General features: G+C 53.8%; 21 protein-coding genes. 14 read left to right on the top strand and 7 right to left on the bottom strand.

Going from position 1 to position 25738, the window contains the following annotated elements:
* Positions 1 to 207: 207 nt before the first annotated feature.
* Both MHH28_RS10220 and MHH28_RS10215 read right to left on the bottom strand, forming a co-directional pair.
* On the bottom strand, positions 208 to 1140 hold the full coding sequence (locus tag MHH28_RS10220) for an IS3 family transposase (RefSeq protein ID WP_405104868.1): 933 nt from the start codon (positions 1138 to 1140) through the stop codon (positions 208 to 210).
* Between the two features lie 5 nt (positions 1141 to 1145).
* Positions 1146 to 1460 (bottom strand): helix-turn-helix domain-containing protein, encoded by a 315-nt coding sequence (locus MHH28_RS10215; RefSeq protein WP_340750738.1) that lies wholly within the window; start codon positions 1458 to 1460, stop codon positions 1146 to 1148.
* Between the two features lie 307 nt (positions 1461 to 1767).
* On the opposite strand from MHH28_RS10215, the gene MHH28_RS10210 reads away from it, so the two are divergent.
* The 7 genes from MHH28_RS10210 to map all read left to right on the top strand — a co-directional run bounded on the left by MHH28_RS10210 (position 1768) and on the right by map (position 10002).
* Positions 1768 to 2742 carry an aldo/keto reductase gene (locus MHH28_RS10210; protein ID WP_405114509.1) on the top strand — a complete coding sequence of 325 codons (975 nt, stop codon included), beginning with the start codon at positions 1768 to 1770 and terminating at the stop codon, positions 2740 to 2742.
* A gap of 268 nt (positions 2743 to 3010) precedes the next feature.
* Entirely contained in the window at positions 3011 to 3475 is a 465-nt protein-coding gene (lspA, locus tag MHH28_RS10205; protein WP_405114507.1) for a signal peptidase II, read from the top strand.
* A gap of 251 nt (positions 3476 to 3726) precedes the next feature.
* Positions 3727 to 5583: an assimilatory sulfite reductase (NADPH) flavoprotein subunit gene (locus MHH28_RS10200; protein WP_405116988.1), complete on the top strand. Its 1857-nt coding sequence runs from the start codon at positions 3727 to 3729 to the stop codon at positions 5581 to 5583.
* Between the two features lie 32 nt (positions 5584 to 5615).
* The gene (cysI, locus tag MHH28_RS10195) at positions 5616 to 7331 is read left to right on the top strand and encodes an assimilatory sulfite reductase (NADPH) hemoprotein subunit (protein WP_405114505.1); all 1716 of its coding nucleotides are present in this window, start codon (positions 5616 to 5618) and stop codon (positions 7329 to 7331) included.
* Between the two features lie 252 nt (positions 7332 to 7583).
* Positions 7584 to 7982, top strand: a complete 399-nt coding sequence (gene tnpA / locus MHH28_RS10190; RefSeq protein ID WP_405114503.1) for an IS200/IS605 family transposase — start codon at positions 7584 to 7586, stop codon at positions 7980 to 7982.
* A complete protein-coding gene (locus MHH28_RS10185; protein ID WP_405114500.1) occupies positions 7954 to 9042 on the top strand; it encodes an RNA-guided endonuclease InsQ/TnpB family protein in 1089 nt (362 codons plus the stop codon). Before tnpA ends, MHH28_RS10185 begins: the two co-directional genes overlap by 29 nt.
* A 213-nt stretch (positions 9043 to 9255) precedes the next feature.
* Positions 9256 to 10002 carry a type I methionyl aminopeptidase gene (gene map, locus MHH28_RS10180; protein ID WP_405114498.1) on the top strand — a complete coding sequence of 249 codons (747 nt, stop codon included), beginning with the start codon at positions 9256 to 9258 and terminating at the stop codon, positions 10000 to 10002.
* Between the two features lie 90 nt (positions 10003 to 10092).
* Here map and MHH28_RS10175 read toward each other — a convergent pair whose 3' ends face one another.
* Positions 10093 to 10497: a CBS domain-containing protein gene (locus MHH28_RS10175; RefSeq protein WP_405114496.1), complete on the bottom strand. Its 405-nt coding sequence runs from the start codon at positions 10495 to 10497 to the stop codon at positions 10093 to 10095.
* A gap of 204 nt (positions 10498 to 10701) precedes the next feature.
* Entirely contained in the window at positions 10702 to 11127 is a 426-nt protein-coding gene (locus tag MHH28_RS10170; RefSeq protein ID WP_405114494.1) for a VOC family protein, read from the bottom strand.
* Positions 11128 to 11497: 370 nt separating this feature from the next.
* Here MHH28_RS10170 and MHH28_RS10165 point away from each other — a divergent pair, with 370 nt between their 5' ends.
* From MHH28_RS10165 to MHH28_RS10150, 4 genes are all read left to right on the top strand, one after another.
* Positions 11498 to 12664, top strand: coding sequence for a small-conductance mechanosensitive channel (locus MHH28_RS10165; protein WP_405114492.1), 1167 nt, complete (start codon positions 11498 to 11500; stop codon positions 12662 to 12664).
* 12 nt (positions 12665 to 12676) lie between these two features.
* Positions 12677 to 18100, top strand: coding sequence for a diguanylate cyclase (locus MHH28_RS10160; RefSeq protein ID WP_405114491.1), 5424 nt, complete (start codon positions 12677 to 12679; stop codon positions 18098 to 18100).
* A gap of 39 nt (positions 18101 to 18139) precedes the next feature.
* Positions 18140 to 19006, top strand: a complete 867-nt coding sequence (locus tag MHH28_RS10155) for a methyl-accepting chemotaxis protein (RefSeq protein WP_405114489.1) — start codon at positions 18140 to 18142, stop codon at positions 19004 to 19006.
* A 105-nt stretch (positions 19007 to 19111) separates the two neighbouring features.
* The gene (locus MHH28_RS10150) at positions 19112 to 19804 is read left to right on the top strand and encodes a cupin domain-containing protein (RefSeq protein WP_405114487.1); all 693 of its coding nucleotides are present in this window, start codon (positions 19112 to 19114) and stop codon (positions 19802 to 19804) included.
* 103 nt (positions 19805 to 19907) lie between these two features.
* Here MHH28_RS10150 and MHH28_RS10145 read toward each other — a convergent pair whose 3' ends face one another.
* Positions 19908 to 20504: a TetR/AcrR family transcriptional regulator gene (locus tag MHH28_RS10145; protein WP_405114485.1), complete on the bottom strand. Its 597-nt coding sequence runs from the start codon at positions 20502 to 20504 to the stop codon at positions 19908 to 19910.
* A 176-nt stretch (positions 20505 to 20680) separates the two neighbouring features.
* On the opposite strand from MHH28_RS10145, the gene MHH28_RS10140 reads away from it, so the two are divergent.
* Complete coding sequence (locus tag MHH28_RS10140; RefSeq protein ID WP_405114483.1) at positions 20681 to 21796, top strand: NADH:flavin oxidoreductase; 1116 nt, start codon at positions 20681 to 20683, stop codon at positions 21794 to 21796.
* A gap of 76 nt (positions 21797 to 21872) precedes the next feature.
* Here the strand turns inward: MHH28_RS10140 and MHH28_RS10135 are convergent, their stop codons facing one another.
* Positions 21873 to 22430 carry a hypothetical protein gene (locus MHH28_RS10135; RefSeq protein WP_405114481.1) on the bottom strand — a complete coding sequence of 186 codons (558 nt, stop codon included), beginning with the start codon at positions 22428 to 22430 and terminating at the stop codon, positions 21873 to 21875.
* Positions 22431 to 22587: 157 nt separating this feature from the next.
* Here MHH28_RS10135 and MHH28_RS10130 point away from each other — a divergent pair, with 157 nt between their 5' ends.
* Both MHH28_RS10130 and MHH28_RS10125 read left to right on the top strand, forming a co-directional pair.
* Positions 22588 to 23295: a response regulator transcription factor gene (locus tag MHH28_RS10130; RefSeq protein ID WP_405116986.1), complete on the top strand. Its 708-nt coding sequence runs from the start codon at positions 22588 to 22590 to the stop codon at positions 23293 to 23295.
* 29 nt (positions 23296 to 23324) lie between these two features.
* Positions 23325 to 24704: an ATP-binding protein gene (locus MHH28_RS10125; RefSeq protein WP_405114478.1), complete on the top strand. Its 1380-nt coding sequence runs from the start codon at positions 23325 to 23327 to the stop codon at positions 24702 to 24704.
* Here MHH28_RS10125 and MHH28_RS10120 read toward each other — a convergent pair.
* Positions 24701 to 25738 (bottom strand): asparaginase, encoded by a 1038-nt coding sequence (locus tag MHH28_RS10120; RefSeq protein WP_405114476.1) that lies wholly within the window; start codon positions 25736 to 25738, stop codon positions 24701 to 24703. The two genes, MHH28_RS10125 and MHH28_RS10120, sit on opposite strands and share 4 nt — an antisense overlap.

Here is a 25738-nt window from a genome sequence, read left to right as displayed (position 1 = left end):
ATGCGGAACAAGTCTCTTGAGGGGGGCTTGTTTTTTTGTATATTTGGGGATTCTCTCGTGTGGGGCAAAATGTATACTAAAAACCGAATATAATTTTCCAGTTAGAAGGCGCATGACAAAATGTATGCGAAAAACAGCATATATCGGTGCGACCCCCTTATCCCGGAGTCCTCCATATAAAATCAGTACTTGTCGTAGTCTTGCTCTTTATTTCGCTTTTTCTCTCGGCCAGAAGAAGCTGGAGCGGTCTTCTAGGGTCAGGACCCACTCCGCAAAGGTAGCTGGCGGCATGTTGCGAAGACTCGTATGCATTCTGCGATTGTTGTAAAAGTCCATGTACCGGTCCACCGCTTCATAGGCCTCTTCGAACGTGTCGAAGGCCTCTTTGCGGAACAAATCCCGATCGATATTACTGTGGAACGATTCAATAAAAGCATTTAAATCCGGCGTTCGAGGCGGAATGCGTTCATGGGTCATTTCCCAGCTTTCACACATGTCGCCAAACAGATGGCTGACGAACTGGGGGCCGTTGTCGGTGCGGATCACCGGGCGCGCGCTGCCAGGGGCGCAGTGTTGCTCCATGGCGCGTCCCAGCGTCTGGCAGGCGTGCTTGGCCTCACACGACGATCCGCGGTGATAACCGACGATGACCCGGGTAAACACATCGATAATGCTCAGAACGAAGAAATGCCGGTCCCGTCCTGCCACATATCCGTATTTAATGTCCATCTGCCAGAGCTGGCCCGGGCCGGTAATGACTCGGTTCTCCGGCAACTTCCGGGGATGCTTAAAGCGCTTCTGACGCTGGGGCTGCAGGATCTCCAGCGCCTGACATAGCCGGTAGCTTTTCTTGTGATTGAGCCTCAGCTGGTGCTGGTTCCACAAGCACTTGGCCAGCAGCTTGTACCCGTACACGTGCTCTTCTCCAGCGACCAGTTCCAGGAGCATTTCCTGGATCTGCTCGTCGCTAATCTTCTCTCCCGATTCGGTCAGAGAGTAGCCGGGTACGGGTCTTCCGCGCCCCTGGAGTACGGCCTGTGCATCCTGTGACTTGCGTTTCTTACGGTCGTAGTACGTGGACTCTGCGAGCCCGATGAGACGTAGTACCAACGCTGCGGAATATCCCTGCTTAATGAACATCTCGGCTACCTCGATTTTTTCGGATAAGCAGGGGTGGGCTTTTTTAGCAGTTCACGCAGAATCTCAATCTCTAACTCCTTTTCACCGAGCATCTTCACCGCCTTCTCATATTTCTGCTCGACCTCTACCAGGCGCTTCAGTTCCTCTACCTGCTCCTGGGGGTACGGATGATCTTGTTCTCCATGGGCTTCCCGGTAATCCCTCACCCACTGATTCACCGTGGACGGAGTCACCCCATACTTTCGGGCAACCACCGCCGCCTTAATGCCAGATAACACCTCTTGCGCTGCCTTCTCTCTTGTTCCCGTTAGGTGTCCCATAGTGTTCATCCTCCTCCTGTATCTAGTCTACATTTTTGTGGGGGAGGACTCCAACTTCATTAGGGGGCTGTGGAGATATTTGCTGCTGCGGGTAGCGTGTGGGCCAAATGTATGTGGAAAACAACATACATTGTGCTGGTGTGCGGGTGTGTGGGACGAATGTATGTGGAAAAAAGCATACATTCGGTGCTGACGCCAAGTGAAAAGTTATTTAAATATCCCAGCAATACTTGCTTTAGAGTAGGCTCTAAGGGTTATAGTGAGGGTGAAGCAGCCAATCCAGCAGGAATGAAAGGGAGGAATTGCGATGAAGTACAGTTATTTGGGTAAATCGGGGCTGAAGGTCAGCCGGTTGTGTCTGGGGACGATGAATTTCGGGCCGGAGACGGAGGAGAAGGAAGCCTTCAGGATTATGGATGCAGCCCTCGATGCGGGCATTAACTTCTTCGATACGGCGAATGTGTACGGCGGTCAGGACCGCCGCGGCTGGACAGAGGAAATCATCGGCCGTTGGTTTCAGCAGGGCGGCGGACGGCGCGAGAAGGTTGTGCTGGCCACCAAAGTCTACAATGACATGTTCGACGAGCAGGATGGTCCCAATTCCGGCTCAGGCTTGTCTGCCTACAAGATCAGACGGCATTTCGAAGGCTCGCTGCGGCGCCTGCAGACCGACCATATCGAATTATATCAGATGCATCATATCGACCGGAACGTATCGTGGGACGAGCTGTGGGGCGCATTCGAGATCCTGGTGTCTCAGGGCAAAGCCGATTATATCGGCTCCAGCAACTTCGCAGGCTGGCATATCGCTGCTGCCCAGGCGAAGGCGAAGGAACGCCATTTCCTCGGGCTTGTCTCTGAGCAGCATCTCTACAACCTGCTGGAACGGACGCCGGAACTGGAAGTGCTGCCTGCCTCCAAGGAGCTGGGCCTGGGAGTGATTCCATGGAGTCCGCTGGCCGGAGGCCTGCTGGGACGCAATGCGCTCGCGAAGACCGGGGTGCGCAGCGCCCGTTCGGCCAAGCTGGAGCAGCACCGCAGCCAGCTTGAGCAGTTCTCTGCACTGTGCAAGGAGCTGGGCGAGCATGAAGATCAGGTCGCTCTGGCCTGGGTGCTGGCGAATCCGGCAGTGACCGCACCGATTATCGGGCCACGCACGATCCAGCAGTTCGAGGACTCCCTGCGGGTGACCGAGATCTCGCTGGATGAGGCTACGCTGAAGAAGCTGGACGAGATCTTCCCGGGACCGGGTAAGCCGGCACCGGAAGCCTACGCCTGGTAAGCGAAGCTTGCATCTCTTAGACATCTGCTAAACATACCTATAGTAAGCAGGGTTTGGAACCCGGCTCATTCCGAAGCAGGTGTATGATACGGAATCATCTAACCAATAACGGCCGGATTGTCCCTGAAGGGATGGTCCGGCTATATTTTTGTAAGTATCCTAATGAATGTGATAGACTGATTCTGTGACAAATAGTAACCGCGGTTGAGAACGTGACCACAACCCTGATCATGAAGTTGAACAACCAGAGAAGAAAGGGGAGCTGCCGATGCTTTTTTATATGATATCCGTCCTGGTCCTGATGCTTGATCAGGCGACCAAGTGGCTGGTGCGTACCCATATGGAGCTTGGGGAGATGCTTCCTTCCTGGACTCCGCATTTGCGGTTTATATACTATGAGAATAGCGGCGCGGCCTTCAGCTCATTCCAGGGGTACGGGAAGTATTTTGCGATTGTGGCCGTGATTTTTGTAGCAGCAATCTTCTATTACCGGCGCCAGGGCAAAATCCGCGGCCCCTTGCTCGAAGCAGCCAGCGGCTTCCTGGCCGGCGGGGCAATCGGCAATGCCATCGACCGGGTACTTTATCACCAGGTTACAGATTTCCTGGCCTTCGGGAATCGTGGCGGGATTATGAATCTGGCCGATCTGGCGATCAATGCCGGAGGCATTCTGATTCTGCTCTACCTGTTTGTGGACCATTTCCGGCAAAGAGCAGCCCGCAGACTGTTATAAATGGCAGGCAAAGACGTCTCCGGTCTATCATTTTATCTAATGCAACTTATCATAATTAGTAATGAACCCGGCTAAATCAGAGCATTTTACTATGATTTAGCCGGGTTTTGTGCATTTTATGCAATTATTTACCTAATCATGAACATAATGGCTGTTATAAGATTCGTTGATCGTTTGCACGTATTGTGTTAGCCTGAGTTCATGATATTAAGAGGAAAAGAAGATTGCACGCTAAGGAGAGGTCGATATTGTTGCAGCTACAAGTTATGAACAGTCCTTTTAATGAGAACCAGGCAGAGCTCTTGAACCAGCTTCTGCCCACGCTATCGCATTCGCAGCAAGTATGGTTAAGCGGGTATTTGTCTGCGCTGTCAATGCAGGGAAGCCAGGGAACAAGCGGTCTGGCCGTATCTGCCGCTGCTCCAGCAGCGGTACCAGGCGGAGCAGTGGCCGCCGCTCAGCCGCCAGCATCGCGTGAAGTAACCGTATTGTTCGGCTCCCAGACCGGCAACTGCCAGCGGCTCGCGGTAAGCCTCTCCCGCAAGCTGGAGGAGCAGGGCTTCAAGGTCACCGTGTCCGCGATGAACAGCTTCAAGCCGAATGGACTGAAGAAGACAGAGAACCTGCTGCTGCTGGTCAGCACCCATGGCGAAGGAGAACCTCCGGATAATGCCCGTGCCTTCCATGAATTTCTCTATAGCAAAAGAGCGCCGCAGCTTCCAGACTTGCGCTTCTCGGTACTCGCGCTGGGCGATACCTCCTATGAATTCTTCTGCCAGACCGGTAAAGACTTCGACCAGAAGCTGGAGGAGCTGGGCGCACAGCGGTTAAGCCCGCGCGTAGATTGCGACCTTGATTACGATGAGCCGGTGGCAGAGTGGTTCGAACAGGTAATCAGTGCGCTTAACGGTGCGCAGAATGCCTCAGGGATTGCAGATGCAGCGGTTCAGGCTGCCGAGAGCGCAGAGTCGCTGGAATCCGAATATTCCCGAAATCATCCTTTCCATGCCGAAGTCCTGGAGAATCTGAATCTGAACGGCCGCGGCTCAGACCGTGAGACCCGCCATCTGGAGCTGTCGCTGGCCGGATCGAATATTACCTTTGAGCCGGGGGATTCCCTGGGCGTCTATCCCGAGAACCACCCGCAGCTGGTAGATGATATTATTGCCGCTATGGGCTGGAATGCGGACGAACGTGTTCCGCTGAACAAGAAGGGGGAAGAAGGCACGCTACAGGAGGCGCTGCTGAGGCATTACGAAATTACGGTGCTGACGAAGCCGCTCCTGGAGCAGGCTGCCGGGCTTACCTCCACATCTGCCCTGAAGGATCTGCTGGCCCCGGAGTCGCAGCAGGAGCTAAAGAATTATATCCAGGGCCGGGATCTGCTGGATCTTATTCAAGACTATGGACCATGGGAGGCTCCGGCCAGCCGCTTCGTGACCATCCTGCGCAAGCTTCCGGCCCGGTTGTACTCCATTGCCAGCAGCTATAACGCGAACCCGGACGAAGTACACTTCACCGTGCGGGCTGTGCGATATGAGTCCCATGGCCGTGAACGTTACGGCGTCTGCTCGGTACACTGTGCTGAGCGGGTTCAGCCGGGTGCGACCTTGCCGGTATATATTCAGAACAATCCGAACTTCAAGCTGCCTGCGGATACCAGTGTACCGGTGATCATGATCGGTCCGGGTACGGGCGTTGCCCCGTTCCGTTCCTTCCTGGAGGAACGTGAAGAGCAGGGTGCTGAGGGTCCAACCTGGCTGTTCTATGGAGACCGTCATTTCGTTACAGATTTCCTCTACCAGACGGACTGGCAGCGGATGCTGAAGGACGGAGTCCTCAGCAGGCTGGATGTGGCCTTCTCGCGCGACACGGAAGAGAAGGTGTACGTACAGCACCGAATTCTGGAGCAGAGCAAGGAGCTGTACCGCTGGCTGCAGGAAGGGGCGCATGTATACGTATGCGGCGATGAGAAGCATATGGCCCATGATGTCCACTCCGCTCTGATTACTGTGATCCAGGAGGAAGGCGGACTAAGCCCGGAAGCGGCTGCCGCCTATCTGGAGACCCTTCAGCAGGAGCAGCGTTACCAGCGGGATGTCTATTAAGCGGACCTAAGCGAAAGAGGAGAGAATCAGCGATGGCAAACAACGAACCAGCGGTGAAGCCGATTGGCGGACCGCCGAGTGATGTAGAACATATTAAGCAGGAGAGCAATTATCTGCGCGGGGCGCTTGTCGAGACCCTCAGTAACCCGATCACAGGAGGGCTGCCGGAGGATGACAACCGGCTGCTGAAATTCCACGGCAGCTACATGCAGGATGACCGGGATCTGCGCAATGAGCGTGAACGCTCCAAGCTGGAGCCGGCTTTCCAGTTCATGCTGCGGGTGGTAGCGCCCGGCGGTGTGGCGACTGCTGCACAGTGGCTTGTCATGGATGAGCTGGCTCACAAGTACGGCAACGGGACACTGCGCCTGACGACGCGGCAGGCTTTTCAGATGCATGGGGTGCTTAAGTGGAATCTCAAGAAGACCATCCGAACGATCAACGACACCCTGATGACTACGCTTGCGGCCTGCGGAGACGTTAACCGTAATGTAATGAGCGGTCCGAACCCGTATCAGTCGGAGGTTCATGCCGAGGTTCAAGAGTGGGCCAACAAAATCAGCGATCATCTTGCGCCGCGTACCCGGGCATATCATGAGATCTGGCTGGACGGTGAGAAGGTCGTGGACAGCAAGGTAGTGGAGCCGATCTACGGCCCGGTCTACCTGCCCCGCAAATTCAAGATTGGCCTGGCAGTGCCTCCGTCCAATGATGTAGATGTGTTCTCCCAGGATCTGGGCTTCATCGCCATTCTGGAGGACGGCAAGCTGGCCGGCTTCAACGTGTCGGTTGGCGGCGGCATGGGGATGACGCACGGCGATACGAACACGTATCCCCAATTGGGACGGATCATCGGCTTCTGCCGTCCGGAGCAGATGGTTGATCTGGCCGAGAAGACAGTTACGATCCAGCGTGATTACGGCAACCGTTCGGTGCGCAAGAATGCCCGCTTCAAGTACACGATCGATCGGCACGGGCTGGACTGGTTCAAGGGCGAGCTGCACGAACGGCTGGGCTGGACGCTGGAGCCGGCGCGCGGCTATCACTTCGATCATAATGGTGACCGGTACGGCTGGGTGAAGGGGATGGACGGCAAATGGAACCTGACGCTCTATATCCAGAGCGGACGGATTCAGGATCAGGAGGGCTACCCGCTGATGACCGGCCTGCGCGAGATCGCCAAGATTCACAGCGGAGATTTCCGGCTGACCCCGAACCAGAATCTGATTATCGGCGGAGTGACCCAGGCGAAGAAGCGCAAGATTACGGAGCTTGCCAAGCAATACGGTCTGACGGACGGGGCCCATCATTCGGCACTGCGCAGAAGTGCGATGTCCTGTGTAGCGCTGCCGACCTGCGGGCTGGCCATGGCGGAGGCGGAGCGTTATCTGCCGCACCTGCTGGATAAGCTGGAGGTTATCATTGATGAAGCCGGGCTGCGGAATGAAGAGATTATCATCCGTATGACCGGCTGCCCTAACGGCTGTGCCAGACCGGCACTTGGCGAGATTGCTTTTATCGGAAAAGGTCCTGGCAGATACAATATGTACCTGGGTGCAGGCTTCACCGGAGACCGGCTGAACAAACTGTACAAGGAGAACATTGACGAGCAGGAGATTCTAGACACCCTCGGGCCGATTATTCATGGTTATGCCAAGGAACGCATTGCTGGTGAACACTTCGGGGATTATGTGATCCGCAGCGGATATGTCAAGGCGGTTACCTCGGGACTCAATTTCCACGACTGACCGCAGCCGCTTATTGAGGAAGAACGTTAGGCATGAGCCTGTTTTCTGCTTTTTTTGGCGGAAGACAGGCTTAATTGTTGTGCGGATTTGGATTTTTGGCAATTTCCTTACAGAAATTGGTCGAGAAAGCCCACTCCTTTAGGGTTGGGATGAACCGTCTTTGTTCAATAAACATCCTTATGTTGTAAAAATTGTACTAAATGAGCGCGTATTCTTGTAGCAGTTAAATTGTTTAAATGCTACAATCAAGGTATGAGACAAGCTTACAGAAATACCAAAACAACCGTATCCTTCATTAACTATCATTTTGTTTTTTGCCCTAGATACAGACGTAAAGTGCTAGTCGATCAAGTCGAGATTCAGTTTAAGCAAATCGTTACAGAGATATGTGCCGAACAGGATTGGCAGCTATTAGCAATGGAAGTCATGCCTGATCATGTGCATATTTTTCTAAGCGCACTGCCCACCGATTCTCCTGCAGAACTGATGGCGAAACTCAAAGGAATCACTTCCCGGCGCCTCCGTGAACAATTTAAGCACTTGAACCACTTGCAATCCCTCTGGACTCGTTCATACTTGGTCAGTACGGCAGGGAACTTTTCAAGCGAAACGATCAAACGATATGTTGAGGGACAAAAAACAAGGGGGTGAGACCCTGCAAACCGTAACGATTCAAATCCGCATTTTTCCACCCCGTCCGTCTATATTAGTAGATATGGGGGGCGAATATATTCGAACCGTCAACGAATTAACGGAGCAAGCTGAAAGGTCTGGAACGTTTCCGAAACTAACTTCAAAAACCGTTCATGCCAATCTACCCTCTGCCGTAAAGAATCAAGTGATTCGAGACGCCAAAAGCCTATTTCAGCGGTTCAAGAAAACGAAGAAGCGACCTCTTCTCCAAAAGAGGGTGTACTACGTGAACAATCAAAATTATACGATTTGGGGCAACAACATTTCGTTCCCAGTAATCCTGTATGGAAAAGTACAACGTCTTGTGGTTCCTGCGCTTCTTTCGGATCGGGAGAGAGACATCCTTTCGAATGGGAAGCTTGGACTTCTGCGCGTGGTTCAAAAATCAGCGAAATGGTTTGTTCAAATTTCAATCGAATGCCCCACTAAGCCAGCCGATGGTCATGAAGTGATGGGAGTTGATTTAGGCTTGAAAGTGCCTGCTGTTGTCGTAACTTCTAGCGGGAAGACAACATTTTGCGGAAACGGACGTAAAAACAAGTTTGTTCGCCGTAAGTACAGTAGCTATCGCCGCAAATTAGGAAAGCTTAAAAAGTTATCCGCGATCCGTAAACAGAACGACAAGGAACGTCGTTTTATGAAAGATCAGAATCACAAAATCAGCCGCCAGATCGTGAATATGGCGATTCAAGAAAAGGTGTCTGTCATCAAGCTGGAGAAACTGACTAAAATTCGTAAGACGACAAGAACAAGTCGTAAAAACGCTAAAAATCTGCATCAATGGTCGTTCTATCAGTTGCAAATGTTCATCGGATATAAGGCGGCACTTGCTGGAATCCAAGTGGTTGAAGTGAATCCGGCATACACCTCGCAAACCTGTCCCTCTTGTGGACAGCGGAACAAAGCAAAGGATCGAACGTATCAGTGCGACTGCGGTTATACAGCACATCGGGATCGGGTCGGTGCCATCAACATTATGCGTCAACCTGTGGCAGATGGTAACAGTCTACCAGCCTAGATAGCTATAAGCTCTGATCTAGGATGGGCGAATGAACTCGCCCTTAACTTAGCAGTAGGGCAAAGCGGAAACGTATGCGCCCGCTAACTAGCTAAGAATTTCACCCTTCTAAGGGTGTGGAAGTTCAAATAATATAGAGTAGCACGACCCCATTATAACCAAGAGCCATTATATATAGTGAGTAATGGATTCTGTACAGAAGAGGCGAATTGAATGATCATTATGAAATCGATGGAAGAGATTGAGAAGATGCGGGCAGCCGGCAAAATATTGGCGGAATGCCACCGGCAGATCGCCGGGTTAATCAAGCCTGGAATTACCACCTGGGAGATCGACCAGTTTGCGGAGAAGTTCATCCTCTCCCAAGGGGCGACCCCGGAGCAAAAAGGCTATCACGGTTATCCTTATGCTACCTGCGCATCTGTGAATGATGTCATCTGTCATGGCTTCCCAAAGCATGAGGAGCTGAAGGATGGAGATATTGTAACGATTGATATGGTGGTCAACCTGAACGGCTGGCTGGCGGATTCGGCCTGGTCCTACGGGGTGGGTACGATTAGTGAGCAGGCGGAGAAATTACTTGCGACGACCAAGGAATCCCTGTTCAAAGGCATTGAGCAGGCTGTAGCCGGCAACCGCATTGGCGACGTAGCTCATGCCATCCAGGTGTATGCCGAATCTAACGGCTATTCCGTGGTCCGGGACTTCATCGGTCACGGGATTGGCTCCGAGATGCATGAAGCGCCTGAAGTGCCTCATTACGGCCCCGCAGGCAAAGGCCCGCGGATTAAGGAAGGCATGGTGTTCACCATTGAGCCGATGCTCAATACGGGCAGCTACCGGACCAAGGTGGATGCAGACGGCTGGACAGCACGCACCATTGACGGAGGCCTGTCGGCCCAGTATGAGCATACGCTGGCGGTCACCGCGCAGGGTACGATTATTTTGACAGAGCTATAGAAGAATTAAGGGTGCAGAGACCCGCATCACGCAGCAAAGGCAGGGCCGTCCATGGAGGACAGTCCTGCCTTTGCTGCAGCTTCACCTGAATTAATCGGTAATATTCCGTGTGTAATACTCGATGATATCCTTGCGGCGGATAATGCCGAGGAAGATTCCGCTGTCGTCCACTACCGGAACGAAGTTCTGGTCTGCGGCCAGGGTCAGCATATCCTCCATCTGCGCGTGAATCTCGACGCTCTCGTTATGCACATGACGCTGAATAGTGCCAACGGTCACCTCATTCATATTCGCGAAGCTCAGACCGTCGGTATTCTTCAGCTTCCATAGCAGATCGCCCTCCGACAAGGTCCCAACATATTTACCGGCATCGTCAATAATCGGAATGGCCGAATAATAATGATTCTCCAGCTGTTCCAGCGCTTCCCGCATGGAGATCGAGGAGGTGATGAACGCCACCTGATCTTTGGGCAGCAAAAATGAGGATATTTCCATAAGTTAGTCTCCTTTTCAGTAGGATGATTACATAACGTTAGTACAATTAAAACATATAACCGTATGTAAGCGCATCAAAAATCAGGTTACAACTTTGAAATGTTACGGTTACGGGGCCATACTAAAAAGGATATGCCGACCTTCCAGGGGAAGAACCGTCATATCCTGAGCTGCTTTTGCGAAAAAGGAAACTGCCTAAGGAAGTCAGCCGTTCTGGCCGTTGTCGTGGCTAAGCTGCCAGTGGATGCCGAATTTGTCCTTCAGGTTACCATAGGCCTTGCTCCAGAAGGTCTCCTGCAATTCCATGCTGACGGTGCCGCCTTCCTTCAGTTGGTTGAACCAGTGCCTGATCTTCACTTCATCTGTATCCGACAGCGTCAGGCTGATATTGTTGCCTTGCGTGAACGGCATGCCGGGGAACACATCCGAGAACATCACCGTGCTGCCGGCAATCTGTAGTCTGGCATGCATGACGAGAGATTTGGCCTCCTCGGGCAGCGGATGGGACGGATCTGGCGGAGCTTCGCCAAAGGTCATAATATGCGGAGCTTCTGTCCCGAACACCCCGGCATAATACTCCACCGCTTCCCGGGTATTGCCATTGAAATTCAAGTAAACATCAATTGCCATGTACGCCACTCCTTTGATGTTAAATTAAGGGAAATCCAATACTGTCCCATTGTATCATGTGCCTGTCCATTTACAAATATCCGGGGCTGCGGTGGCTGAACTCAAATCAATGGGCAAAAATTCCTTAATTATGCTACTATTAGAGGGTTATGGAAACCAGTACACTGAAGGGTCCACTTGGCATGAAGCTTTGATCTGAAGGAATAGCGGGTCCCGCAGCCTTGCTGCTGACGCCCCATACGTCATGGAAGCGGACGGTGGGGCATTTTTTTGTGTGCAGCCGGCAGGAATAAACTGGAGTGTTATCGAATATTAGCGATTATCAACAAAATTCGACTTTCAACTACATACATAAGCGGGGTTTTGCACAATGAAAACTTGGAAAAAGACAGCATTCTTGATCGTTACCTTCGGACTGATCTTTCTGCTCCCGTTGCTCGGAAGTCTGGCGAAATGGAAGGGGATGCCTCCCGGTTACGGGGATTTCCCTGCCCAGAAGGTCGAAGCAGACCCCGGATTCAGCCTGCTCTATTTCTCGCTTGCCTGCGTTGTGGCTGTGATCATCACATTGGTTCTGGTATTCCCGGGCTGGTTCGGCTTCAAGAAGACGGAGGAGGCGCCCCGGAAGGCGGGCACAGCCACTCCGTTCCCTGTCTGGTTCTGGTGGAGTCTTCCGGTGCTTGCGCTTAGCTGGTTCCTGATGTGGGCGCGGGTGAAGCTGTTTATTTCCCTGGAGCATTACACATTTGTTCCCCTCTGGTGGTCCTTTATTCTGATTCTCGACGGGCTGGTCTACCGGAGGAATCACGGAGCCTCGATCATCTCGCGCAAGCCCCGGGTGATGCAGCTGCTGGCGGTGGTGTCCTGCTTCAGCTGGTTTGCTTTTGAATACCTGAACTTCTTCGTCCTGGAGAATTGGTATTACCCCAATAATGAGGTGTTCTCTAACTTCGGTAATGTCTTCTGGTTCTCCTTATCCTATACCACGGTCCTTCCGGCTATCTTCGAATGGTACTTACTCCTCAAGACCTTCCGTCTGTTCCGCAGCCGTTATAGCCATGGGCCTAAGCTGAAGGTGTCCCGGCTGTGGCTGATCGTCTATTATGTGCTCGGCCTGATCCTGGCTTTCGGCATGGGTTATTATCCGTACCTGCTGTTCTGGGTTCTGTGGGTAGCACTGGTTCCGATGCTGTCCGCAGCCATGGCGCTTGCCGGTTACTGGACCCCCTTCACGCCGGTGAAGAACGGAGACTGGTCCAAGGTCATTCTGGTGGGTCTGGCTACGGTGTTCAACGGATTTTTCTGGGAGTTCTGGAACTTCGGCAGTGAGTGGTTCCATGACGATGCTCCGACCAATCCGAATTACTGGAAATACTCGGTGCCTTATCTGGACAAGTTTCATATTTTCTCCGAGATGCCGGTTCTGGGCTATTTCGGATATCTGTTCTTTGGGCTGAACTGCTGGATTATCTGGCTGATCGCTGCCTATGTGTTCAAATTCGACGCCGATATTGAAGTTACGGGAGAACAAGACTAAAGGTGGAGTACAATGATTGCTAATGACCATTATCAGGTTCTGGAGACCATTTCAGATAATCCCGTCAAAGCCGTCTACCGGTGCACGGAAGCTTCAACGGCAGAAACGGTCATTCTCAAGGTGCTGAAATCCGAGTTTGCCGGCACCGAAGCCGTGATGCGCTTCAAGCAGGAATATAAGCTGCTTACAGAGCTTAGCGTGAGTACTGAAGGGGTTATCCGTCCCTTGAGGCTTGAAGAGCAGAACGGCCTGTACGTTATGGTCCTGGAGGATATCGCCGGACGTTCCCTGAAGCGGATTCTGGCGGAAGAGCAGCCGGAGAAGGAGGCCTTGCTGAAGCTGGCGGTCAAGGTTGTGGATATTCTGGGCTCAATTCACGAGCAGAACGTGATCCACAAGGATATCAAGCCGTCTAATATTATCTGGAACCGCGAGCGGGATATGGTCCAGGTGATTGATTTCGACCTTGCGGTGAAGCTGTCCAAGGAGAGGCGCGATTTCCAGAACAGCGGCGTGCTGGAGGGCAGTCTGCTGTATATCTCTCCTGAACAGACCGGCCGGATGAACCGGAATATTGATTACCGGAGTGACTACTATTCACTGGGTGTCGTTCTGTACGAGATGATGACCGGCACCATGCCGTATCAAGCGCCCGAAATGCTGGAGCAGATCTATTCCATTATTGCGAAGGAAGCAGTCTCTCCTTACCATGCAACCGGAGGCAGGGTGAGCAGCGGCTTGTCGGCCGTCATCATGAAGCTGATGGAGAAATCCTCGGAGGACCGGTACCGCAGCGCATACGGCATCAAGGCGGATCTGAAGAAATGCCTGGCCGGGCAGGAGGATTTCGTAATTGGAACGGAGGACCTCCTGAACACCTTCCGTATTCCGCAAAAAATAGTCGGCAGACAAGCGGAGCTGTCCAGCCTGGAGGGAGCCTTCCGCAGCAGCGTTAACGCGAGTTCACAGGTCATGCTGGTCTCGGGTGATGCCGGTGCAGGCAAAACCGCACTCGTCCATGAGCTGCACCGGACGATCAGCCGGGAGAAGGGGCTGTTCGCTGAAGGGAAGTTCGACCAGTACAATAAGAATATTCCGTACAGTGCGCTCATCCAGGCCTTCCGCAGGCTGGTCAGCCAGCTGCTGGAGAGTCCGGATGAGGAGTACAAGCGTGAGGTCAGCCGTTCGCTGACCCGGCTGCTTGGCGGCAACGGCGGTGTGATTACGGGCTTGATCCCGGAGCTTGCCGCCTGGATCGGTACTCAGCCGGAGCCAGAGCCGCTGAGTCCGGCCGAGGAGACGAACCGGTTCTTCCTGACCTTCGCCAAGTTCGTGCAGGCCATTACGCATCCGGACCGGCCGCTGGTCCTCTTCCTGGACGATGTCCAGTGGGCGGATTACTCCAGTCTGCAGCTTGTGGAGAAGCTGGTGCTGGATAATCATTTGCAGCGGATGTTTGTGATCTGCTCCTTCCGGCAGAATGAGATCCATGAAGGTCATCCCCTGTTCGCCGCGATGGCCAAGATCGAAAAAAACCGCGAGGTTGGACGGATTCATCTTCAGCCGCTGCGAGAGACGGATGTGCAAAGCCTTGTGGCGGACACGCTGTACAGCAGCATGGAACGGGTTGAAGGCATTAGCGGGCGGTTATACAAGCGGTCCAAGGGGAATTCCTTTTTCCTGACAGAAATGCTGAAGGATCTGCACCGGCGCGGAATTATCTATTTCGACAAGCAGAACGGGGAATGGAGCTGGAGCCTGGAGCGGCTGGAGGCGCTGCCGGTCCATGACAGTGTGGTCGATTTCCTGGTCGGACAGCTGCAGCATCTGCCGGAGGAGGTCCGTCATATTCTGATGCTTAGCTCGGCGGCCGGCAGTGTGTTCGACTACGGCATGCTGACGCTGATCGGAGAAGAAGCACCGGAGGTGATCGCCGCTGCGATTATCCGGGCGGTCCAGGAAGAATATATCATGCCTGCTGACCATAAGTACGCCATATTCTCCGCTACACTTGCTGAATCCGGCCGCGAGGCTGCGCAGGTGGGTATCCGGCTGAAATTCGCCCATGACCGGATTCAGCAGGCATTCTACCAGCTGCTTGATCCTGAACGGGCAAAGAGGCTTCATCTTAGCATCGGCCGTCTCCTGCTTCGGAACCTCGGAGAGGAGGAGGTCGAGGACAAGCTGGTCGATATCGCAACCCATATCAATCAAGGGCTGGAATTAATCACCGACAGCGCCGAGGCAAGTGAGGTTGTTGCGCTGAATCTGCGGGCAGCCCATAAGGCCAAAGCAGGATACGGGTATGATTCGGCCTTCATGCTGCTTGAAGCGGCAATGGAGTTGCTCCCGGAGCAGGCCTGGAGCACAGACCCGGGGCAGGCGGCACAGATTTACAGGCTGTACGCGGAGTGCAGCTATCTAACCCATCATATTGAACAGGGGGACGAGGCTTGCCGTCTCCTGCTGGAGCATACGACTGACCGGATGGCCACAGCGGAGATCTATGAAATGCAGACCAATCATTATATGTATCTGGGCATGATGCCCGAGTCGATTGCTTCCGGGAGACTGGGACTGAAGGCGCTCGGCATTAAGATTCCGGCCAAGACAGGTATGGCCGCAGTCCTTAAGGAGCTGCTGGCGGTTAAGGCTGCACTGCGGGGGAGAACGCCGGAAGCAATCTTTGCACTGCCGGAGATGCGGGACCCGGAGATGAAGCTGGTCATGCGGCTGCTGATTAACTTCATCCCGCCTGCGTTTATCTCGGGGGAGACCTCGCTGTTTGGGCTGGTGGTGCTGAAGAAGGTAGGGCTGACGCTGAAATACGGCAACTCGCCGGAGTCTGCACTTGCTTTTATCGGCTATGCCATGCTTTTGTCCGGCTTCGGGGATACCAAGGGAGCCTTCGCCTACGGACGCCTCGGAATCAGAATTAACGATAAATTCAATGACCTGCAGTGGAAAGGCGCGGCGCATGTCCTGTACACCCTGTTCAGCCATGCCTGGACCGAGCCTTGGGATACGCTGCAGGATTGGTTCGGTACCTCGATTGAAGCCAGTCTGCGGACAGGCGATCTGCTCTATCTGGCTCATTCCGCCTTCTACGTGAATCTCTGGAATCCTACGATGGACATTCCGGCCTTGCTTCAGGATAGTGCCCGTACGATCTCGATGATTGAGAACACGAAGTATAAGGAGTCGCTTGCTACAGCGCAGCTTGCCCGCCAGTATTACCTCAGTCTTGCCGGAGAGCTGCCGGAGCGCACCTCATTCAACGATGAAGCCTTCAGCGAAGAGGTCTATCTGCACGAATTGCAGGAGGCAAGGTATTACTCGGGAATTGCCATCTATTATATTTACAAAATGAAGCTGCTGTTCCTCTACGGGAAGCATGATGAAGCGCTGGAGTACATCGAGCGGGCGTATCCGATTATCGGGACGCTGGCGGGATCAGCTTTTATGGAGGAGTTCTCGCTCTATACATTCCTGAATCTCGCTTATGCTTACAAGGGCTTGGGTGTGGGCGGTAAAAGGAAGGCCAGGTCCAAGATGCGCAAGGAACTCGGCCGGGTACGCAAATGGGCCAGCCATGCACCGGGCACCTTCCGCCAGCATGAATATCTGATGAGGGCCGAGTGGGCCCGGATCTCCGGGAACGGCAGCCGCGCAGGCTATTATTATGATCTGGCGATTGAGGCCAGCGAGCAGGGAAGCTTCGTCCGCTATAAGGCACTCAGCAACGAGCTGGCAGCCCGGTTCTATATGGACAAGGGCTTCAATGAGTTCGCCGCTTACCTGCTCAGACAATCCGAATACTATTATTCGGTCTGGGGCGCCAAGGAGAAGATCGCGTTCATCAAGGAGCGCTACCCCGCCCTGGTTCAGAAAATCAGCACCAAGGAGTTCATGCACGGCAGAACGGTGACGGACTATACGGCGAGCATCGACCTCAATTCCATCATTCTGGCGTCCCAGGCCATCTCCAAAGAGATTGAGCTGAACCATCTGCTGGAAGCGCTGATGCAGATCGTTATCAAGAACGCCGGGGCGCAGCGGGGCTGCATCCTGATGACCTCGAAGCCCCACCTGCTGGTCGAAGGGGAATATAAGGCGGACACGGACCGGATCTCTGTGGCGATTCATGAGTCACATCAGCTGGATAATCTGCCGGCCGCAATTATCAGACAGGTGGAGGAGAGCCGGGAGAGCCTGATCTACAATGATGCGTATTCCGAGACTCCGTTCGTGAATGATCCTTATATTGTGAGGCAGCAGCCGAAATCGATGGTCTGCATGCCGCTGATCAACCAGAATAAGACGATTGCAATTATCTATCTGGAGAACAACCTGGTTACCGGCGTATTCACCGAGGAGCGGATGAAGATTATTAATCTGCTGTCCAGAGAGATGGTCTTCTCGCTGGAGAACGCCAGTCTGTACAATGAGCTTGAGCGTTCGGAGGAGAAATACCGCCAATTGGTCAATAACCTGCAGGACGGAGTGTTCGTGGTTCAGGATATGAGGTGTGTCTATGTCAATGAGGCCCTGGAGGAGATGCTGGGCTATCAGAGCGGCGAGATGCTGGAGCAGCCCTTCGGGAATTTCATTACCCCCTTGGAGCGGGAGAAGGTGATGCATTATTATGCCAGAAGAGTCGAGGGCAAGCAGGCACCGGAAGAGTATGAGACCCGGCTTTTGCATAAGGACAAGTCCCTTGAAGTCATCGTGATTCACAAGGTCGTACGGATCATGTATCAGGACAAGCCGGCGATTCAGGGAACCATCAAGGATATTACCGAGCGCAAAAAGGCAGAGGAGGAGCTGCAGCGCCATAAGGAGCATCTGGAGGAGCTGGTGGCCGAGCGGACGAAGGAGCTGGAGTTCAACAACGGGGAGCTGAGCAAATATATCGGACTGATTGAACGGATCTCGATCACCGATGAATTGACCGGGCTATACAACCGCAGATATTTCAATAAGCTGTTTCTGGATGAGGTGGATAAGGCTGCCGCCGGCAAGCGTTATCTGACCTATCTAATGCTGGATATTGATTATTTCAAAAAATTCAATGATACCTACGGACATTATGAAGGGGATACCGTACTGCGCAGAGTGGGCGGGGTGCTGAAGGAGCTGGCTGAACAGGCGGACGGTGCCGCGTTCCGGCTGGGCGGGGAGGAGTTCGGGATTGTGGCAGCCGGACTTACCCCGCCAGAGTCCCGCATGTATGCCGAATCCATCAGACGAAGCATCGCGGAGCTTGGGATACAGCATGATCTCAGTCCGGAATACGGCAGAATTACCGTCTCTATAGGTGTAGCTGCCGTACTGGTGGACGGTCTGCGAGAGGAGGATATCTACAAGCTGGGTGACGATGCGCTGTATCAGTCCAAGGCGGAAGGCCGCAACTGTGTCACACTGTTCGAGAGATAAGAGAGATACATAAATATGAATCAGGGAGCTGTTGAAGCAATGAATACCGGACAAGAATCAGCACATGAATCAGTACAAGAATCAGAAATAGACCAGTTGCAGAAGGCGCTTGAAAGTTCGCTGCCGCTGGTACAGCGGCTTTTTCCGCTGGATGTTATGTTTGCCTTGGCGGATCTGGAGAAATTCATCTATTATCTGCCGGGGAAGGAATTGAATGCGGGGATTCAATTGGGAACTCCAGTGCCGCCCAGCGGGGGAATCCGGGCTGCGCTGGACAGCGGGGAACAAGTCAGTGCTATGATCCCAAGAGAAGTCTACGGGATACCCTTCAAGTCATCGTCTATGCCGGTCCGGGACCGGAACGGGGTTGTGACAGGCGTGTTCACGATTGGAATCAGCCTCAGCAATCAGGTTACACTCAGCGATGCAGCGAATGCGCTGGCTGTGACCTCTGACGAGATCAGCTCGACTTCGGTAGAGATTGCAGGCACAGCCTCGGATCTGGCGAATACCGTAGGGGATCTGAAGGAGCTGGGCCAGAAGGTGGTAGAGGATCTGCAGCAGACCGACGAGATTCTGGATTTCATCCGCAAGGTGGCGGAGAATTCCAACCTGCTCGGGCTGAATGCAGCGATTGAAGCGGCGCATGCCGCTGAGCATGGACGGGGCTTCGGCATCGTGGCCCAAGAGATCCGCAAAATGTCAGTGTCCAGTGCTTCATCGGCGAAGGATATTGCCGGTATTCTGCAGATGATCAAGCAGAAGATTAACCAGATGGATGCCGTGCTTACGGATTGTCTTGCGCAAAGCGAACGTCAAGCCGCAGCGACAGAAGAGATTACCGCCTCCATGCAGCAGCTCGCAGCTTCCGCCGTAGAGATTGAGAGTATCGCCCGTCTGATCTAGTCCGTACCTGTCTCTGGTGTCAAAGAGTTCCTCCGCTGCATACAGTATCTGGACGAATGCCCAGTGTTACTCAAGGCTACAATCCAGTCAGAGGAGGAACTAACCATGCTAGATCCAGTATTGCAGGCACCGGACCTGAAGCTTGCCGCCGATTCGAACCAGGTGCTTAATTATAAGCGGGATGCGAACAATTATATTACACAGCTTTTTGCCGAACAGCTGCCCGCTATACGTAACGGGTTCTTCAATGCCCATATGAGCAAAGGCTTCATCGTCCAGCCGCACTGGCATACGAATGTGACGGAGATGATCTTCGTGATCAGCGGGGAGCTGATTGCCTCCGTATTCGATCCGTTCACCCAGAAGCTGATGACCTATCATCTGAAGGCCGGACAAATTGCTGTCTTCCCGAAGGGCTGGTTCCACTGGATTCTGGCCGAGAGCGAACAAGCCCATTTCCTGGCCATCTTCGATGCGCCGACACCGGATATTGTGTATGGTTCAGACTTCCTGCGGGCCGTTCCTGCAGAGGTGATCCAGCGCGCCTATTGCATCAATGAGGAGGAGTATGCCAAGGCCGTGGCCCCGCTGAAGGAATCGATTATTCTTGGACCGCCGCCGGGCTGCGCCACAGTAGGAGCCTCTGAGAACAGCTATCCTGCTGCCAATGCCCAACAGATGTCTAATGCTGCAATGCCGGAAGGAATGTACATGAGCGCCGCCAAAAGCATGCCTGCCTACACAGCCCAGCAGCCGGCGGCAGCGTTCTATCCTTATCCGATGTATCCCCGCCGTTAGGCGGCGGCTACAGACGCAGGGATTTCAAAAGATAGCGGAAGCTTCCGCTGTTTCTTGATATCCCTTTTTGCCGTCCCTATTCGGATCATTCTGCCTCACTGCTTCACTCTGTATCGGGGGCGTTCAACGTGGATACTCCGCCGCTTATTAAGGGCACCAGTCTCCCGGCCAGTGCGGCAGGAGGCTCTTGCCGTCCCTCCTTATTCCAGCGGTAGGTTACCCCGTAGATGGACCAGCTTAATAGAGTAGAAGCCGTCTGAAGAGCAGCGTTTCCGGCAGTATTATTGCTGCGGCTTAGAAGCTGATGCAGCAATTGCTCCAATTGCAGCTTGATATTCTCTTCAATGATCAACGCCAGCGAATCATATTTCTTCAGGCAGTGATGGCTGGATTCGTGGTATTCGCACAGGGCTTCCACCAGCGTATGGAGCGTCTCCTCTGTCAGCAGGGCCTGCTCCTCTATCTTGCGAAGAACCAGCTCAGTGAAGGCATTCGACAAAAAAGCTTCCAGCAGCGCGTATTTATCCGGGAAATGGGCATAAAAGGTTGCCCGGTTAATCGTGGCCTGTCTCGTGATATCCTGGATGGTTATGGAATTGAAATCCATTGTATTCAGCAGTGTGGCGAATGAGTCGTAAATTAACTGGCGGGTGCGGATGACGCGCGGATCATTCGGGTTGGGGGAAATGACACTGGGCATCTGTAACCAGCTCCCTTCTGTATATAGTGATAATCAACTTATCCAACAATACAATTATCCCTTCGTTTAAGCAACAGAAAGAGCAAATTGTCGGTTGAGCGGGACAAGGCGCATTGCTAATATTGCTTGTGTAGCCCGGCAGTACAGGGGCCAACAACATATTGGAGGTGCGGTTCATGAACCATCCGCAGAAGAATAACCATCATTCCATACAGGACTTGTTCCAGTCCTTTACGCTTCATCAGCTGACCGTGCCGACACGGATTGTCATGTCGCCAATGGCCCGCGCCTTCTCCCCTGACGGGGTGCCGGGACCGGATGTAGCCGCCTATTACCGCCGCCGTGCCGAGAATGGCGTAGGTCTGGTTATTACGGAAGGCGCCGTAATCGATCATCCGGCAGCGAGCAGTGAGCCACGGCTGCCTAGATTATATGGGGAAGACGCATTGAACGGCTGGGCCGAAGTGGTCAGACAGGTGCATAAGGCGGGCGGTGCCATTTTCCCGCAGATCGTGCATATGGGTATGATTCGGCCGAACGGATCGCAGCCGTATCCCGAGGCGTTGTCCATTGGGCCTTCAGGGCTGGACCTGGAAGGGAATAAGGCCGGAGAGCCGATGACGGAGGAAGAGATCACGGCAGTCGTTCAGGCATACGCCGCTGCCGCACTTCATGCCAAGCAGGCGGGCTTCGACGGTATTGAGCTGCATGGTGCCCATGGTTTTCTGATCGATCAGTTCTTCTGGGCGAAGACGAATCAGCGTACAGACCGTTACGGCGGTGATCTTGTGAAGCGCGCCCGGTTTGCAGCGGAGGTCGTGGAGGCGGTCCGTGCTGCGGTAGGGCCGGATTATCCGATTGGAATGCGGTTGTCCCAATGGAAAATGGGTGATTACTCGGCCAGGCTGGCGGAGACGCCGGAGCAACTGGAGGAACTGCTGAACGTGCTGGTAGACGCTGGAGTGGATATCTTTCATTGTTCCTCCCGCCGCTTCTGGGAACCCGAGTTCGCAGGCTCTCCGCTTAGCTTCGCCGGCTGGGTGAAGAAGCTGACCGGTAAGACGACAATCACGGTCGGCTCAGTCGGCATGGAGAGTGATGCGGATGAACAGGAGGAGCAGGTGCATCCCGGCTTACAGGGGCTTGTCGAGCGGCTGAACAACAATGAGTTCGATCTTGTAGCCGTGGGCCGCGCGCTCCTCGGTGACCCGGCCTGGGCGCTTAAGATACGGGACGGACGGCAGAGCGAGCTTCAGGCCTTTACACCGGAAGCGGCAGCCACGCTATACTAATCGTTTTGGAATGAGAAAGCAGGCCAGGGAGGGATTCCTTGGCCTGCTTTTTTATAGAATACAGGGTATGCGTAGTTTATTTCGCTTCCTCCAGCTTGTGGTTAAGGTCCTTATATTGTCTCAGCAGTTCGGAGAGTGCCTGCTTAATTGCTGCTGCATCTGTGGCCTGTGCAGCCTCTGCCAGTGCAGCCTGTGCTTTGAATAAGCCGTCGATATACGCCGCATGCAATGTTACCACATTGGCAAGCGGAACCGTCTCGGCGTCTGTCAACGTTCCAGGCGTGGCTAATTGCACCTCCATCATGCCGGTTTTTACTGTCCACGGAGCGGCAGACATTGTCGTGGTGAGCTCTACGCTAAGTGCCTTCGTGCTTGTTAATGCATGGTAGCGGTTGAGCGTATCCCGCCAGTCCTGGGATGTTTCCGGTGCATGGCTGTTCACCAGCGCCAGAATTTGCGGTTCAAGCAAGGGGAGCAGCTTACTGCCATTTGTGGATGCAGCAGCCGTGCTTAAGGTGGCTGTGGGCCCCTGTACTGGGGGAGACGCGATTCCCGTATCCGCGAAGACCGGGGTGGCGATACTGGACAGCAGCAGGGTGGATAGAGCCATTCTTTTCACGATTAGACGATTCATGTACGAACACTCCTTCATGTGGTTTGTCTTACAGCTCTCACTATAGCGGGCTTCTGTGGCAGTAGAGGGTCAGCAATGTGGAAAAACAATGGCAGTGCCCAATCCCTCTCAGCCGCTTGCTATAATGGAGAAGATTAAAACCATGGAGGTTACCTGGATGAACAATCAAACGGTCATTGCCGTTGTGGACGATGATGAGAATATACGCAATCTGGTGGAAGCTTATTTACATAAGGAGAATTACCGGACGATTGGTCTTGGAAGTGCCGAAGAGGCGTGGGATTTATGGAGGAATGATCCTCCCGGCATGTGGGTGCTCGATATTATGCTTCCGGGAATGGACGGCTATGAGCTGTGCAGGCGAATCCGCGATGAGGCGGAGGTGCCGATTATTATGATCTCTGCGAAGGATGATGAAGTGGACAAAATCCTGGGTCTGGAGCTCGGCAGTGACGATTATCTGGTCAAGCCCTTCAGTCCCCGTGAGCTGGTAGCCCGGATCAACCGCCAGCTGAAACGTTGGGAACGTCTTTATCCCCCGCAGCCTGCGGCTGACCTGCCTGCTGTGCATTCAGGGATAGAGCTGGGCAGTCTGCTGCTGCATCCCGAGGAGAGAAGAGCCTTCTGGCGGGGAGATGAAGTGGAGCTGACCAGCAAGGAATTCCTGATGCTGATGGTGTTTGCGGGAAGTCCGAACCGGGCCTTTACACGCGAAGAGCTGCTGGGCCATGTCTGGGGAGAGGATTATTTCGGCAGCGACCGAGCTGTCGACCATCTGATCAAGCGCATCCGCAAAAAAATGAACGGCCTGCCGCTGGAATCGGTCTGGGGCCACGGCTACCGTATGAGAGAGGTGCAGGAATGAAGAGAATGACGGAAAGGCTAAACCTGCGCATGAAGAGGCTGAAGCTGGTGCATCAGATCAACTTTGCCTTTGGACTGTCTCTGCTGCTGGTCCTGTCTATCACGGGAGTGATGATCCATTATGTGCTGATGGACCATTTCATTGGCAAGGAGCAAGAGGGATTAAGGACGCTGGGCGCTTCCCTTAGCGCGAGTCTGGAGAGGGCTCCATCCGCGGAAGGAGGGGAGTTCACACTCGGAAAAAGCGAGCCGCTTACGGCTCCATATCCTACACTCTTCAGCGGGGTACAGGCCATCGTGACCGACCAGCAGGGAAATGTGGTCTCGGGAAATCTCCCGGCCCAGCCTGTGCAGTCCGGGGCAACGGTAGATATCACAGCTATGGAGCAGGGGAGCCTGCAGAGCTTATGGGATGGCAATGATCCGCGTTATCTGGTGCAGGTCAACACGCTTCCCCAAGGCAAGCTCACCCTGCTGACCCCTGTCAGCAGAATCAAGGCCATTGAGCAGTCACTGCTGAAACGGCTGATCCTTGTCTTTGCTGCGGGAGCGGCAGCGATGCTCCTGTTCAGCCTGTTCATTACGCGGAAGCTGATTGATCCGCTCATCAGCCTGCGTCAGGAGCTGGGGAAAGTGAAAAACCGCCGGTTTGCCGAGGTGAATCTGATCCGGGCGGGCGGTGAAATCGGTTCTGTCGCCAGGGCGGTATACGAGATGGCCGGTGAGCTGCACCGGTTCAACCGGGTGCAGAAGCAGTTTTTCCAGAATGCTTCACATGAGCTGAAATCTCCGCTGATGTCGATAGCCGGTTATGCGGAGGGCATAAGGGATGGAGTATTTGAAGGAGAGGGCGTCCGTAAAGGACTGGATATTATTCTAAGTGAAAGCGGACGCTTACGTGACCTGGTCAGCGAAATGACCCTTCTGGCGAAGCTGGACAGTGAAGAGGATATTTATCAGGCGGAAGATACGGATCTGGAGGAGCTGCTGAGCGAGGCGGTGGAGCGGGTCAATCCGCTGCTGGCGGTAAGGAAGCTGACGCTGCATCCGGCAGTCTCCGGGGACCGTGGGGGGATGGTAAGAGCGGACCGGGATAAGCTGCTGCAAGCTCTGCTTAACGTATTATCCAATTCAGCCCGTTATGCCGAGAAGCGTATTGAGGTAGAGGTGCATGCAAGCCGAGGGAGGATTTCATTAACGGTTGCTGACGATGGTCCGGGCATTGCGCAGGAGTTGCTGCCCAGCTTGTTTCACAGGTTCGTCAAAGGGAAAAATGGCGAATCCGGGCTTGGACTCGCCATCGCACGTGCTATTGTGGAACGCTGCGGCGGAGAGCTTAGTGCCCGGAACCGCCCGGAGGGCGGCGCAGTCTTCACCTTTGAGTTCCCGCCATCTGCTTACAGCGTTTAGTATTCGTTGAACATAGCGGCAATCTCGTCGTAGCCGGTGGTTTGCGTAAGCGCCAGGGAGAGCAGGATTCTCGCTTTTTGCGGGACAAGGCTGTTACAGGGAATAGAATTGGCAGACAAGTCAATGTATGAGTCCTTGAGTGTAATTCCGCTGGAGATCCGCGAGCAGCGGACTACAGGGATATTATTGTTCTTCAGCTCGCCGACCTTGTCAATCCAGGGCTTGCTGTAGATCCCTCCGCCTGCTCCGGCAATGACAATCCCCTTGGAGACCGTAGCCAGATAATCCAGAATCCCGGGATTGGCATCCACATGGAAATAAGCTACGGACACTTCCGGCAGCTCCTGGATCACAGATACATTGAACTGGGTTGCAGTGGTATGCCGCTTCAGGGTTCGCGTGTAGAAGAAAGCATGGCTGTCACGCATATATCCCAGGCAGCCGAAATCACGTTCATCGAAGGCGTTGGCCTTGAAGGTGTTCACCTTCTGCACATCCCGCCCGCTATAGATGCCTTCGGCGAAGACAACCATCACGCCTTGGCCGAAAGCCTCGGGATTCGCTGCCAGTGCCACCGACTGATACAGATTCAGAGGGCCATCGGCGCTGATGGCAGTAGCCGGGCGCATGGAGCCGGTAATGATTACCGGCTTATCGGTCTTGATCACCAGGTTCAGGAAGTATGACGTCTCATCGAGGGTATCGGTGCCGTGTGTGATGACGAATCCGTGCACATCCTCCCGGAGAGCAAGGGTGTTAATGTAGGTCGCCAAGGTAAGCCAGTGTTCGCTGGTAATATCGGCGCTGCACAGATTGCTAACCTGTACCCCGGCGCAGTTCGCCAGCCGTTCCAGGTGCGGCACACTATCCAGCAGATCCTGCACGGGCAGGGCGCCCGGCTCGTAATTCAAGGTTTTATGGGCTTCGCCGCTGCCGGCAATGGTACCGCCGGTGGCGAGGATGACTACATTTTTGAGGCCGGGATTATAGTAAGGGGAAGCGGTGAAGTTCACTTCGGGAATCGTATTCATCAT

Source organism: Paenibacillus sp. FSL K6-1217, assembly GCF_045040735.1.
Lineage (GTDB): Bacteria > Bacillota > Bacilli > Paenibacillales > Paenibacillaceae > Paenibacillus_AQ.
This window is presented reverse-complemented; position numbering and strand designations above follow the sequence as displayed.

Bases quoted from the DNA above. Each gene is read 5' to 3' on its own strand.
- MHH28_RS10210 (WP_405114509.1), top strand. From the start codon at position 1,768: ATGAAGTACAGTTATTTGGGTAAATCGGGGCTGAAGGTCAGCCGGTTG.
- MHH28_RS10170 (WP_405114494.1), bottom strand. From the start codon at position 11,127: ATGGCAATTGATGTTTACTTGAATTTCAATGGCAATACCCGGGAAGCG.
- MHH28_RS10185 (WP_405114500.1), top strand. From the start codon at position 7,954: ATGTTGAGGGACAAAAAACAAGGGGGTGAGACCCTGCAAACCGTAACG.
- MHH28_RS10135 (WP_405114481.1), bottom strand. From the start codon at position 22,430: ATGAATCGTCTAATCGTGAAAAGAATGGCTCTATCCACCCTGCTGCTG.
- MHH28_RS10165 (WP_405114492.1), top strand. From the start codon at position 11,498: ATGAAAACTTGGAAAAAGACAGCATTCTTGATCGTTACCTTCGGACTG.
- MHH28_RS10145 (WP_405114485.1), bottom strand. From the start codon at position 20,504: ATGCCCAGTGTCATTTCCCCCAACCCGAATGATCCGCGCGTCATCCGC.
- MHH28_RS10150 (WP_405114487.1), top strand. From the start codon at position 19,112: ATGCTAGATCCAGTATTGCAGGCACCGGACCTGAAGCTTGCCGCCGAT.
- map (WP_405114498.1), top strand. From the start codon at position 9,256: ATGATCATTATGAAATCGATGGAAGAGATTGAGAAGATGCGGGCAGCC.
- lspA (WP_405114507.1), top strand. From the start codon at position 3,011: ATGCTTTTTTATATGATATCCGTCCTGGTCCTGATGCTTGATCAGGCG.
- MHH28_RS10160 (WP_405114491.1), top strand. From the start codon at position 12,677: ATGATTGCTAATGACCATTATCAGGTTCTGGAGACCATTTCAGATAAT.
- MHH28_RS10220 (WP_405104868.1), bottom strand. From the start codon at position 1,140: ATGTTCATTAAGCAGGGATATTCCGCAGCGTTGGTACTACGTCTCATC.
- MHH28_RS10120 (WP_405114476.1), bottom strand. From the start codon at position 25,738: ATGATGAATACGATTCCCGAAGTGAACTTCACCGCTTCCCCTTACTAT.
- cysI (WP_405114505.1), top strand. From the start codon at position 5,616: ATGGCAAACAACGAACCAGCGGTGAAGCCGATTGGCGGACCGCCGAGT.
- MHH28_RS10155 (WP_405114489.1), top strand. From the start codon at position 18,140: ATGAATACCGGACAAGAATCAGCACATGAATCAGTACAAGAATCAGAA.
- MHH28_RS10215 (WP_340750738.1), bottom strand. From the start codon at position 1,460: ATGGGACACCTAACGGGAACAAGAGAGAAGGCAGCGCAAGAGGTGTTA.
- MHH28_RS10130 (WP_405116986.1), top strand. From the start codon at position 22,588: ATGAACAATCAAACGGTCATTGCCGTTGTGGACGATGATGAGAATATA.
- tnpA (WP_405114503.1), top strand. From the start codon at position 7,584: ATGAGACAAGCTTACAGAAATACCAAAACAACCGTATCCTTCATTAAC.
- MHH28_RS10175 (WP_405114496.1), bottom strand. From the start codon at position 10,497: ATGGAAATATCCTCATTTTTGCTGCCCAAAGATCAGGTGGCGTTCATC.
- MHH28_RS10125 (WP_405114478.1), top strand. From the start codon at position 23,325: ATGAAGAGGCTGAAGCTGGTGCATCAGATCAACTTTGCCTTTGGACTG.
- MHH28_RS10140 (WP_405114483.1), top strand. From the start codon at position 20,681: ATGAACCATCCGCAGAAGAATAACCATCATTCCATACAGGACTTGTTC.